Source organism: Pedobacter sp. HMWF019 (assembly GCF_003061025.1).
GTDB lineage: Bacteria > Bacteroidota > Bacteroidia > Sphingobacteriales > Sphingobacteriaceae > Pedobacter.
This window is the reverse complement of the sequence record NZ_QAIL01000129.1, coordinates 1-11,962: the sequence shown is the minus strand read 5'-3', so window position 1 is coordinate 11,962 and position 11,962 is coordinate 1. Positions and strand designations below refer to the sequence as shown.

Annotated in this window: 9 protein-coding genes and 1 pseudogene; 4 read left to right on the top strand and 6 right to left on the bottom strand. The window is 41.0% G+C overall.

Features of this window, described 5'->3' with window-relative positions; translation table 11 throughout:
* From DBR11_RS29865 to DBR11_RS08105, 4 genes and pseudogenes are all read right to left on the bottom strand, one after another.
* Nucleotides 1–461 (bottom strand): annotated as a pseudogene (locus tag DBR11_RS29865) (hypothetical protein); the annotation flags it as partial.
* An 89-nt stretch (nt 462–550) separates the two neighbouring features.
* Nucleotides 551–1,057, bottom strand: a complete 507-nt coding sequence (locus tag DBR11_RS08115) for a hypothetical protein (RefSeq protein ID WP_108551420.1) — start codon at nt 1,055–1,057, stop codon at nt 551–553.
* Nucleotides 1,058–1,146: 89 nt separating this feature from the next.
* Nucleotides 1,147–1,776, bottom strand: coding sequence for a response regulator transcription factor (locus DBR11_RS08110; RefSeq protein WP_108551418.1), 630 nt, complete (start codon nt 1,774–1,776; stop codon nt 1,147–1,149).
* 57 nt (nt 1,777–1,833) lie between these two features.
* Nucleotides 1,834–4,884: a sensor histidine kinase gene (locus DBR11_RS08105; protein ID WP_108551416.1), complete on the bottom strand. Its 3,051-nt coding sequence runs from the start codon at nt 4,882–4,884 to the stop codon at nt 1,834–1,836.
* Between the two features lie 259 nt (nt 4,885–5,143).
* Between DBR11_RS08105 and DBR11_RS08100 the strand changes: the two genes are divergently transcribed.
* Nucleotides 5,144–6,070: a hypothetical protein gene (locus DBR11_RS08100; RefSeq protein WP_108551414.1), complete on the top strand. Its 927-nt coding sequence runs from the start codon at nt 5,144–5,146 to the stop codon at nt 6,068–6,070.
* Nucleotides 6,071–6,075: 5 nt separating this feature from the next.
* Nucleotides 6,076–6,873 (top strand): C1 family peptidase, encoded by a 798-nt coding sequence (locus tag DBR11_RS08095; RefSeq protein WP_108551412.1) that lies wholly within the window; start codon nt 6,076–6,078, stop codon nt 6,871–6,873.
* 207 nt (nt 6,874–7,080) lie between these two features.
* Here the strand turns inward: DBR11_RS08095 and DBR11_RS08090 are convergent, their stop codons facing one another.
* Nucleotides 7,081–8,097 carry a zinc-binding alcohol dehydrogenase family protein gene (locus DBR11_RS08090; protein ID WP_108551410.1) on the bottom strand — a complete coding sequence of 339 codons (1,017 nt, stop codon included), beginning with the start codon at nt 8,095–8,097 and terminating at the stop codon, nt 7,081–7,083.
* A 189-nt stretch (nt 8,098–8,286) separates the two neighbouring features.
* Between DBR11_RS08090 and DBR11_RS08085 the strand changes: the two genes are divergently transcribed.
* Entirely contained in the window at nt 8,287–8,607 is a 321-nt protein-coding gene (locus tag DBR11_RS08085; RefSeq protein WP_108551408.1) for a Dabb family protein, read from the top strand.
* Between the two features lie 404 nt (nt 8,608–9,011).
* The gene (locus DBR11_RS08080) at nt 9,012–11,468 is read left to right on the top strand and encodes a transglycosylase domain-containing protein (protein ID WP_108551406.1); all 2,457 of its coding nucleotides are present in this window, start codon (nt 9,012–9,014) and stop codon (nt 11,466–11,468) included.
* Between the two features lie 77 nt (nt 11,469–11,545).
* Here the strand turns inward: DBR11_RS08080 and DBR11_RS08075 are convergent, their stop codons facing one another.
* Nucleotides 11,546–11,896: a GIY-YIG nuclease family protein gene (locus tag DBR11_RS08075; protein WP_108551404.1), complete on the bottom strand. Its 351-nt coding sequence runs from the start codon at nt 11,894–11,896 to the stop codon at nt 11,546–11,548.
* Nucleotides 11,897–11,962: the final 66 nt, after the last annotated feature.

Sequence of the window (11,962 nt, the reverse complement as noted above, 5' to 3'; positions counted from 1 at the left end):
GGTACAGGCCATGCCCCATTGGCTTTTGGTCCATAGAACAAATAATTAGTAGGGTCCAGGTAATAATCCCCATTACTTCCAACGGATGCTGCCGGGACACCTGTACCGCTGAGAATTTTGGAACCCGCCACTCCTGTTGCCCCGGCAGCGCCTGTAGCTCCCGTTGCACCAATAAGGCTTTTAGCTGTACCCCAGCCTGCAGCCGTTTTTGGGCCATAGATCATACTGGCAGCGGTATTAAGATAAAAATCACCACTAGCACCTAGTGTCGCAGCGGGAACAACAGTACCCGAATAAATTTTTGTACCATCAGCTCCCGTGGCACCTACCGCACCAGTTGCACCAGTAGCGCCAGTAGTTCCGGCTGGCCCGGCAGGGCCAATTGGCCCATCTTTGCTGCAAGAGGTAAAAACTACAGCAACTGCAGTAATCGCAAGTAAAAAATGATTAAAATTTTTCATATCTGTTTGTTTTTGAATGTAGATAAACCCGTATAAACCTCTGTAAATCAATCACCAGCAAATAGTAAAAAACGCCAGTAAACCGTATTTTAAAGCTCTACTGGAATACGGAAAAAGCCATCCGTCACTTCTATTTTTGCAGGCGTGTTGTTGCAACTGGTCACTGTAAAAAAGAAAGTACCCTCTACCCAATTGCTATCTACTTTTGTAATGGTCATCTCCCCATTGGTGCCACCGCAGATCCCATTCTCCTTGTTCACAAAGTCTACTCCGTTCAATTTCCATTTTTTACCCACAAGCATATCCCTTCTGTCATAAGGAAAACTGATATAATCGGTATTGTAATAACCTATAATCCTGCCGGTATGCTCGGTTGCAGGCAACATAGAATTAGCCACCCATTCTTTTCCGTTAATTTTGGCCTTCATGATATTGCCATTTTCATTTACCTTCAAAGACCCCGGGGTATTTTCTTTAACGGTACTTTCAATTTGCGATGCCAGGTTTTTCGCATCGCCTTGTGCCCCACTGCTACAACTGCTTCCAACAGTTAACAGTACCAGGAAACCGGATAATAAAGCTGCATAAGATTTCATAGGAAATAGATTTAAGTTTCAAATAATCACCTCAAAATTGCGGCAATTAACCTGTCCCTGAAATCACATCTTTGGGTAGTATGAAAATGCTAAAGAATATGCTCGGTGAGCACTTTTGAGATAGCCTGTTTGCCGCAATTCACATGCAACTTCAGGTAAATGTTTTTTAAATGAGACCTGGCGGTATCAAAAGATATCGTTAATTCGGCAGCAATCATTTTTGAGCTGTAGCCCTTAATGAGCAATTGTAACACATCCAATTCTCTTGGTGTTAAATTATATTCTTTTGGCTTACCCTGATTAAAGCTATTCAAAACTTTACGGGCAATAGAGGGCGACATTGGTGCTCCTCCCTCCATGACCTCCTGAATCGCCTCGAAAAGTTTTCCCGGCGCTGTCTTTTTTAACAGATAGCCATTTGCACCATTGCAAAGGCATTGAAACAATTTGTCATCGTCTTCAAAAACGGTAAACATAATCACCGCGGTTAAAGGCATAGCCTCCTTGACCATTTTTACACCTTTAATTCCATCTGTCCCAGGCATATCAATATCCATCAATACCACTTCAGGTTTATACACCTTAACAGCAGATGCCGCATCATTGCAATGCCCATAATCTGCCAGTACCTTAAACCCATCGGTATTGTTTAACAGGTAGACAAGAGATTCTCTAAGTCGCTCATTATCTTCAAACAATATAATACTGATTGGATTCATCTCCCTAAATTAATCATTTAATCCATAGCAAATCCCACTCAAATGAGTGATGCTTTGTCATATCAGAATCTTTATCCGGGTACCCTTATCATCTGCATCTATAGTCAGACTTCCCTTCCAACGGGTAATCCGTCTGGCTAAATTTTTAAGACCGTTCCGATGGGTCTGTTTGCTTTTGTCAAAACCTTTGCCGTTGTCGCATATGATCATCATCAGCTTTTGTTCCTTAAACCCCATCTCTATCCCTACCTCCGTTGCTTCGGCATGTTTGTTTATATTGCTCAAAACCTCCTTATAAACCAGAAAAACATCCCTTCTCTTTTCCATATCTAGTTTCGCTATTCCAACCTGTTCGTCAACTTTGAGCTGATATAAAATATTGTTGTTCTCAAACACTTCAGCAGCATAGCGCCTCATCCGGCTAAAGGTTTCTTCCCAATTGTCATTATGAGTATTTACGCTCCATATAATATCATCAAGAGATTGGCTGGAAGTCTGTACCTCTTCAGAAATTCGGTCCAGAAAAGTATGAGCAAGGCCGGTATTTTGAAGGCTTTTTTTAGAAAGCTCTGATAATATATTGATGTTGGACAAAGCAGAACCAATATCATCATGCAAATCTGTCGCAATGCCCTGACGGATCTGGGCCAGTCTAAACACCTGGGCTATTCTATAGCGGTACAGACCGTACATTAAGCCCAGAAACAACAGTACAAGGCCTGCAATAAACCAGTTTTTTTCCCAAAAGGGCCCATCAATATCAATACGCATTTCTGTAACCACACCTTCATTCGCATTTCCGGGTTGTACATATTTAACCAGAAAACGGTAGGAATTGGCTGGAACATTCATGTAAGCAGCATAGTTTCTTTGGCCGGCATCAATCCACTCCTGATCATAGCCATCCAGTTTATAATAATAATGATACTGCGTTAAAGGAGGAAAATTCAATGCGGCAAAGTTGAGCATTATTGAATGATTCCGGTAACCCAGCCTCACCTCCCTTAAAAATGGCACCGCTGTTTCATTTCCCACCGCTTTGTTATCAATTAAAATATGGGTAAAAACTACCGGTACCGCTTTTCGTACCTCATTAAATTTAGAAGGATCGAATACATTAAGCCCATTAATACCACCAAAGAGCAGCATTCCATCCGGGCTTTTATAAAAAGCACCGGTATTAAATTCATTCCCCTGCAAACCTTGTTCAGCTGTATAATTGGTAAATTGTAACGACTTTACATTTAGGTTAGCTATAGAGGTATTAAAACGGCTGAGCCCTTTGTTTGTACTCGCCCATAAAAAGTGATCCGGCCCCGGTAATATTCCATAAATGGTATTGTTTGGCAGGCCATCTTTTTCTGTGATCAGACTGGTCCTTCTGGTTACCATATTATAAGTAAGTATTCCCCTGCCACCAGTGCCAACCCACAATAAAGAATCACTAAAATATAAACATTTAACACTGGTCTCTGTATTAAAAAAACTAGAAATATCTTTCGAACCCATCTTGTTAAAGATCCTTCTCACTGTATTAAAAAGCAGCAGACCTGTTTTTTCAAAACCAATGCATAAAGTACTGTCATTTATAGAAACCATAGCACGTATCGCGTCAGAAAAATTGTCTCGCCCATCATCACCGGGCATATACCTGGCCACTAAACCACTACCCGCATTGACCAGACAAAGACCACTGCTTTGTGTACCCACCCATACTTCATTTTTACAATGAGGATACATACACCAGACCGTTCCATCCGGTATTTTTAATGAAGAGGCTCCGTCGGGATGAAGCCTTTTCACTATCCTGCCTTTTTTAGCATCAAAAAGAATTAAACCATTGCCCTGAGTACCCACCCACAATACCTCTCCATCATTAAAAAGAGAAACAATACGATCCGGGTTAGAAATATTCTTTTTATAAGCTTGAAAATGCCAGGTTTTATACCGGGCTAGTTTATCATTGATTTGGGTCAGGCCTTTGTTGGTAGTACCAACCCAAATATTACCTTGGTTGTCGGTGGTAATGGATCTAACTAAAGAAATTTCTACATCAGGCGGAACGGTCTGATCAGTAAATAATTTAAACTTGTTTCCGTTTTGGTTAAAATAACTCAAACCTCCACCATCAGTTCCTATCCAGATTCCTTTATGAGCATCCTGTTTTATAGAAAGTATATCATTAAAGGCAATTGAAAACGGATTTCTCCTATCATTAACCAATTGGTCTAATTTTTCTTCTTCTGTATTTATAATAAAGAGCCCTTTACCATAAGTACCAATCCAAATTCTATTGGTTTCATCTGCCAGGATAGCCTCAATGACCAGGTCAGAGGGAAGAGCCCCTGTTTTATATCCCTTAAACTGCTGGAAATGAGCTTCGGTCTTCTTTTTCACAAAAAGCCCCCTGCCCCAACTACCCAGCCAGAGATTTCCTTCCTTATCTTCTGCCATGCAGCTGTAAGAGGTGGTTTCTTTAGGTGCCAATTGCTCAAAAAACACAGGATTGACTTGATTATTTTCCAGATAACCTACCGTACTTCCAATGATCCATAGCCGTCCATAACTGTCTCTAAAGAAGGCATTGATTACCGGCTGAGAAGTGGTAACAGGCAAAGTGATTTGCCTGATTACTTTTTCTGTCTGGCTGTCATACTCATACAGCTTTCCACTTTCTGTACCCACCCACAGTTTTCCATCTTTTTCAGGATAAAAACAGACAATAACCTCTCGGGTTTTTCCAGAAAAGATATCTGCATGAAGAAAGGTATGATTAATCAAATCAAACTTTTCCAAATGCCCTCCTTTAACCAGGATCCATAAAAAATGATCACCAGCACTTTCAATTTTCCCTAACCTGCTGCTAGTTCCAGAAGTCTTATCGTCAAATTTTTGATCAACTATCAGGAAATTTTTTCCATTATACCGGTTTAAACCATCTTGAGTGGCCATCCAAACCATACCCTTGGCATCAAATGCAATATCGACTACGCTACTCTGCGATAAGCCCTCATTTAAACCTATGTTCCTGAATAAAATAGAATTTTGCTGTGCGAAAGTGCATAAGCATTGAAATAAAAAAGCCAGAATCAGGGAGCCTTTTGCCATCCTATTTTACTTTAACAAGCTATTTTAACATTAGATTACCATCTACCGTATAAAACTATTACAGCTTACCTAAAGATAGTCATATATTCTAAGTCTTTGGACAATAAGCTCTTGTAATTACCCAAATGAGTGAGCCCAGGCAGGATATGGATTCTGTTTCGGCTGTAAGTTCCCAATCCATACACTTATCCTACCCAAACAGGGGATTTTTTCGGGCAGAAATTGTCTGCAATTTCGGTTTGTATTTAACCATCCTATTATGAAATATCTCGTTAAAACACTGATCTGTTGGATTACCTTAAGCTTTTGCATAAGTTGCAAAAAAGGAGGAATGCCTGCACCAAGTCCTCCAACTACTCCCCCAGTGCTCAAAAAGGGCTACTTTTTCAAAAACACAGAGTGGGTCGGAACTTTTCATAGCATTAGTCAGGAGTACGATGCGCCCTGTTGTTTAAGATGTAGAGGCGATACCGCCATGACTGTATTCGGCTTATTCTACTACGTGGTAGATGTCGCAACGTTAAATTTTTCCAGGATAGATAGTTTACGGGGAAAAGTGACCAAAATAGATACCCTCACCAGTCCCGGAACTGCAATCGTGGATTTATCCTTGCCTCTGCCCTTCGTAGGTCAGAAATTACAATTCTATATCACAAGTGACAAAGACAACAGTGCCAACTATGCAAAAAACAAGATTTTTGGCAGTGGTGGTGCTCCAATCTCCGCCTATAACTTTTTCACGTTTAATCTGGCCAGGTGCCCGGATAAAATAAATTCAGTTAAATCAAGCTCCTGGAGCGGAAAAGTAAGGCCCGGCACAGAAACTGCACAGAATCCTCAATATTATTACCCCGATTTAAGCGCCATAGCCTTCGGTGACACAGAAGAGCAATTTTTCAGGAACGGAAAGATCATTACCTACACTCTAAAAGATAAGGTTGATCCGGTAAAAATCCTCTACAGACAGAACGGCTCTATGGTCTTTTTCTACGGATACGATGAGATCTATGATAAGATCTACCCATATTTTGGTGTCCTGGCACCAGATGGAAAAACAATGATGGTCGATGCCTGGGCAGTAGATCAGTCCAAGTACGGATATGGATCTCCAAGATTGCCCAATTATGTAGATACCAATGCGCCATATGGCCCTAATGGGGTTACACCGGTAATATTCAAACAATAAGAGCTATGAAATATTTTTTAATTCTGATGGTATTTGCCTGCGATAAATTAGTTTCGGACATACGCCGTCAGCAATGTGGCAATTGCTGGGCTTATTCGGCCATAGGGGTAGTAGAAAGCAGCTATATCAGAATAAACAACATTACCAATCCCGCAACGGTAAACCTAAGCGAGCAACAAATGGTTGATTGTTCAGGTGCAGGCACTTGCGCTGGCGGGTATACCCATAAAGTTTTTGATTGGCTTAAAAACTCAGGTGCAAAAATTATGAATGATGCAAACGCACCTGACAAAGGTGTTGATGGCCCTTGCCCCTCAACCTATGTAAATTCCAGGGTAAAGGTGCTGGATTGGGGCCTGGTCGATCCAAATGGAGAAATCAATAAAATAGCCCCTGTAGATAAGATTAAAGAGGCAATTTGTATGTACGGACCGATATCAGTAGGCATATTTGCAACTCCTTTACTTCAAAATTTTGGTGGCAATTCGGTCTATTTTGAAACAGCAAGTAATTATGCACATCCGGAAGTTAATCATTTAGTAGTCCTGGTTGGCTGGGACGATGATAAACAAGCCTGGTTGATGCGGAACAGCTGGGGCGAAAGCTGGGGCGACGAGGGGTATGGCTGGATAAAATACAACACGAACAATATTGGCACCTACGCCACCTGGGCCCTTGCATCAAAAGATGTATCCAGATCAGTTCCTATGGTTAGTACCCCAGTAAAAGTAACCAGACCAATTCCTCTGAATGTTGACAAAAACATCCTGGAGAAAAAGCTCAATAAAACGACTATAAATTAATTCATCACCACCGTACCCATGCCCTTTTCCGGTCATCCCCTTCTGCAATTAAAAAAAAACACTTGATGCTCTGCGGAAAGGCCTCAGAGATCTGTGCGCTTTTCGCGCACCTGATATCGTTAGCCTTGGAGTAGAGTATCAAGTGTTTTTCAAAAATTCACCGCCCAATCACCTCCCCAATCGCTCCACCTTATTCACTCCCCTAATCTAAACCAATCCAATCATCGCTTTAATAACACCCGTTCTAGGATCAATCCAACTGTTAAAATTCGCCTGAACCTCATCAAAATGCACTCTATGAGTAATATACGTTGCCGGCTCCACTAGTTTCTTTTTCATCGCAGCAATCACATGCTCAAAATCAGCCCTGGTCGCATTCCTGCTGCTCATCAATGTTGCTTCCCGTTTATGGAATTCAGGATGGCTAAAGCTGATGTTTTCTTTCTGCAAACCAATCAACACAAAACGCGCCCCGTGAGCCATATACTGGAAAGCCTGATGAATGGCATTAGCACTTCCAGTAGCGTCAATAACCACAGTTGGCATATCACCACCAGTAATATCTTTTAACCGCTCCAATACATTGTCCGAAAGCGCATTAACCACATGAGGAATATGAAGTCTCTCTTTACAGAAGCCAAGACGTACCGGATTAATGTCCAGAGCAATAACCTCTCCACCTGCAATCCTCGCAAATTCCATGGTGCCAAGACCAATAGGCCCCGCGCCAATAACCAATACAAATTCCCCAGGTTTTATATCCGCACGGCGAACACCATGGGCACCAATAGCCAGAGGTTCAACCAATGCCAGCTCATCATCACTCAAGTCCGCGCCGTGAATCAGTGATTTTGACGGAACAGATAAATATTCCCGCATACCCCCATCAACATGCACCCCACAAACCTCTATATTAATGCAGCAGTTCTCTTTACCTGAACGGCAAGCCACACACACACCACAATTAAAGTAAGGAATAAAAGTCACTTTTTCTCCAATTTCAAAGCCATCAGCACCATCTGCCTCCACCAAATCCCCCGCAAGTTCATGTCCCAAAATTCTAGGATAATTAAAAAAAGGCTGCGTACCCTCAAAAGCATGGAGATCCGTTCCACAGATCCCAATACGAGTAATCTTTATAATTGCATGTCCTGGTTTCAATACCGGCCGTTCAGTATTTCCGTATTCTAAAGTACCTGGTGTGGTGCAAACAAGTGTTTTCATGAGTATTCATTTTATATTGATCCCATAAATATAAAGAGTCAAAATCGCTCTCCATCATAATTTGTTTTTAAACTCAGAATTTGTTTTTCGCAATTATTCATTTTCATGCCCATGCCCAAAAACTCGCAAGAACCGGTTCATCCTAAGTCTGTTTTGAATAATCATTATGGTTTCATAGATTTATGAACTATGAATAAGATTTATCCTGTTGTACATCATGTATTTTTTTGGTTAAAAAACCCAAGTTCAAAAGAAGATCGCGATCAGTTGGTTGATGGAGTAAAAACACTTTCAACAATACCAAGCGTACTCGACATACATGTTGGCCTTGTTGCCAGTACAGAAAAACGCGATGTTGTAGACAACAGCTGGGACGTATCAGAGTTGATGTTCTTTAGTGACCTTGAAGGACAGGAAACTTATCAAACCCACCCCATTCATTTGGAATTCATTAAAAATTACGGTCATTTATGGGAGAAAGTACTCGTCTACGATATTGTACAAGCCTAAAATCCTATACTACTACGATTTAAGGAATAAACATTCTTTATTTCTCTTTTTAAAACAGCCCCATGTCCAACCCTCCGGCGCTCCACTACTGCAATTTGCCACGAAAAATCGCTGCATTCTGCGAAAAAGGCCTCAGAGATCTGTGCGCCCTTCGCACACCTGATACCGTTAGCCTTGGAGTAGAATACAGGGATTTTTCCAAAAATCCACCTCTTAAAACGGAACACATGATATCTTTAACATAGCCATCTGGTATTTTTGCACCTTGCCCCAGCAGAACGATACAATAGCGCAATTTTATTAAATTAATTACGTTAATTTGCAGCTTAAGACTTGTAGTCTACACTACCGTTTTTAACAAATTTTAACATTTACTGTTTTACGTTTTATTGATATTTATCCACATGTTTAAAGAGATTCGCAATAAATATATCCGCTACGCCACTATATCAATTTTCTGTATCATCATTTTCTTCTGTGCGCTCCAGTTAAATTTCTTGTGGCTATTTGGATACTCTCCTTCTTATGAAGACATTAAAACCCCAACACTTCGGGTTGGCTCTGAATTATACACTTCAGATGGTAAACTAATTGGTCGTTACTTTAAAGAAAACAGAACCCCTGTTGATTTCAAAGAAATTGCACCAAGCGTCATCAATGCACTTGTGGCAACTGAGGATGTACGCTTTTATCAGCATATGGGCATCGACTTTCGCTCCTTAATCTCCAGTGGACTTTCTACAGCCTCTGGCGATAAACGTGGTGGCAGTACCATTACACAACAACTGGCAAAAAACCTATACAGAACAAGATATAATAAATCGCAAGGCTTTATAAAACATATACCGGTGGTACGTACCCTGGTTTCCAAATTAAAGGAATGGATGACGGCTGTAAAACTGGAATCCAATTATTCCAAGAACGATATCATTACCATGTACCTCAATACAGTTTCTTTTGGAAACAACGCTTACGGAATTAAAACTGCAGCAAGAATCTATTTTGATAAAGATGCATCAAATTTAGACATACCTGAGTCTGCACTTTTAGTGGGGATGTTAAAAGGAACCACTTATTATAATCCGGTTAAGAATCCACAAAGGGCTTTGGAACGCAGAAATGTGGCGTTAGCCCAAATGAACAAATACAAATACATTACCGCTGCACAACTCGATACCTTCAAGAATACCCCTATTAAGTTAAAAGAGGGCCGTATTGACGACGGCAGCGACGGAGATTCCTATTTAAGAGCAGCAGTTGCAAAATACCTTGAAAAATGGTGCGCAGATAATGGCTACGATCTATATGAAGATGGATTAAAAATTTATACCACCATCGATTCCAAACTACAGAAATATGCAGAAGAGGCCGTAAATGAGCAGATGAGAAGTCTTCAAAAGCGTTTTTACAGCGTATGGGGTAAGGAAGATCCCTGGCAGGATTCTGAAAAAAAGAAAGTTGATTACCCTAACCGGGCCAAACAAAACCTTCCCATTTACGCCATGCTGCAGAAGAAATACAACAACAATGCAGATTCTATAGACGCATATTTCAACAAAAAGAAAAAAATGCGTGTCTTTGCCTGGGGAGGCGACCGCGATACCTTATTCTCTACTATGGATTCGATCCGTTATTATGGAAAGATCCTGAACACAGGTATGATGAGTCTGGATCCCTTCTCTGGAAAGATTAAAGTTTGGGTAGGCGGTATCGACCATAAATTTTTCAAATACGACCACGTAAACCAAAGTAAAAGACAAGCCGGATCCACTTTCAAACCTTTTGCTTACCTGGCTGCCTTAGAAAAAGGCATGAGCCCTTGCGACACTTATGTAGATAAGCCGGTAAGTATCGCCTACCAGGAACATGGAAAAACAGAATATTGGGAGCCTAAAAATGCCAGTTATTCCAATTCCTACAAAGAAATGTCTTTACGTCTAGCTATGGCCAGATCAGTAAATACCATTACTGCCCAGGTTACGGAAACTGTAGGCTGGGACAATGTTGTTAAATGGGCGCACGAATGCGGTATCGACAGCCACCTGGAATCGGTTCCTTCTGTAAGTCTTGGATCAAATGACGTTTCTGTATATGAAATGGTCAAAGCTTATGGAACATTTCTGAACGATGGTGTTAAAACTGATCCTATCCTGGTGGAAAAGATCACTGATCTGGACGGCAACCTGATCGAAGAATTCAAACCTAAAACAAAAAAGGTGCTTACCGACGAGATCAGCTGGCTGATGTTATATATGCTCAGAGGTGGTATGGAAGAACCAGGCGGTACCTCTCAGGCCTTGTGGGAATGGGATCTTTGGAAAAAGAACAACCAGATTGGTGGTAAAACAGGGACATCTTCAGATTACGTAGACGCCTGGTATATGGGAGTTACTAAAGACCTTGTTACTGGAATCTGGGTAGGTTGTGACGAACGCAGTGCACATTTTAAAAATGGCGAAACCGGTGAAGGTTCCAGAACGGCATTGCCAATATTTGGTAAATTCATGGAGAAAGTATACCATGATCCGAATTCAGGATACACCTACGGCGCTTTTCCTAAAGCAAAAGAAAAGATTACCAGGAACATCAACTGCCCAACCCCAAGGTATACCGTAGATACTACAGCCAAGGATAGCGTAGCCGTAGATTCTTCAGCTTTTAATGTACCTGCTATAGAAGAAGTACAACCACAACCTCAAAAAGAAGAAACTCCAAAACAAGAGGAGAAAAAAACACCTGAAGCCCCCGCTGCCGCAGTGCCTGCAGCGCCGCTGACTAAAAAAGAAGAAAGAGAACTCCGCAGAAAAAAACGTCAGGAAGAGAAGGAAAGGAAAAAGCAGGAGTCACAAAACCAGCGATAAAACGATTCCTGATAAACTACTCCTTTATAGACTATCAAGATAAGAGAGGTGGTGTATTCAGTTACATCATCGCTCTATCAGGACATGATCCCTAACGGCAACATTACTTGTGTATTGATGGTCTTGCTGCTTATGATGTGCTCAAAGTCAAGCCCAATAGTCAGATCCACCCAATCAGGATTACAAGAACGAACCAGTCTTTCTTTCTGCATTCTCGTAAAACGGCTGAGCAGCTTGAAACGTCCTATTGCCTGGGCCTCAGTTTTAAATTCTTCAAAGTAAACCAGCCTGGTCAGTTGCTGGCCGCTATCAAAAAATAAGCTTGGCATCTGTTTATAAAACTCCAGTGTCTTAATCAGATCTGAACTCATACCTACATGTAAATTCGTCCGGTTTCTGTCAGTTACTACGTACACAAATTTTTTCATAGCATTTAAAATAAAAATATTCACAACTAAATTAATTAGTAGATATATTTGTATGACCAATTAATA

Excerpts from the sequence above, each read along its gene's own strand:
- DBR11_RS08080 (WP_108551406.1), top strand. The coding sequence starts at position 9,012 with ATGTTTAAAGAGATTCGCAATAAATATATCCGCTACGCCACTATATCA.
- DBR11_RS08105 (WP_108551416.1), bottom strand. The coding sequence starts at position 4,884 with ATGGCAAAAGGCTCCCTGATTCTGGCTTTTTTATTTCAATGCTTATGC.
- DBR11_RS08090 (WP_108551410.1), bottom strand. The coding sequence starts at position 8,097 with ATGAAAACACTTGTTTGCACCACACCAGGTACTTTAGAATACGGAAAT.
- DBR11_RS08095 (WP_108551412.1), top strand. The coding sequence starts at position 6,076 with ATGAAATATTTTTTAATTCTGATGGTATTTGCCTGCGATAAATTAGTT.
- DBR11_RS08115 (WP_108551420.1), bottom strand. The coding sequence starts at position 1,057 with ATGAAATCTTATGCAGCTTTATTATCCGGTTTCCTGGTACTGTTAACT.
- DBR11_RS08075 (WP_108551404.1), bottom strand. The coding sequence starts at position 11,896 with ATGAAAAAATTTGTGTACGTAGTAACTGACAGAAACCGGACGAATTTA.
- DBR11_RS08110 (WP_108551418.1), bottom strand. The coding sequence starts at position 1,776 with ATGAATCCAATCAGTATTATATTGTTTGAAGATAATGAGCGACTTAGA.
- DBR11_RS08085 (WP_108551408.1), top strand. The coding sequence starts at position 8,287 with ATGAATAAGATTTATCCTGTTGTACATCATGTATTTTTTTGGTTAAAA.
- DBR11_RS08100 (WP_108551414.1), top strand. The coding sequence starts at position 5,144 with ATGAAATATCTCGTTAAAACACTGATCTGTTGGATTACCTTAAGCTTT.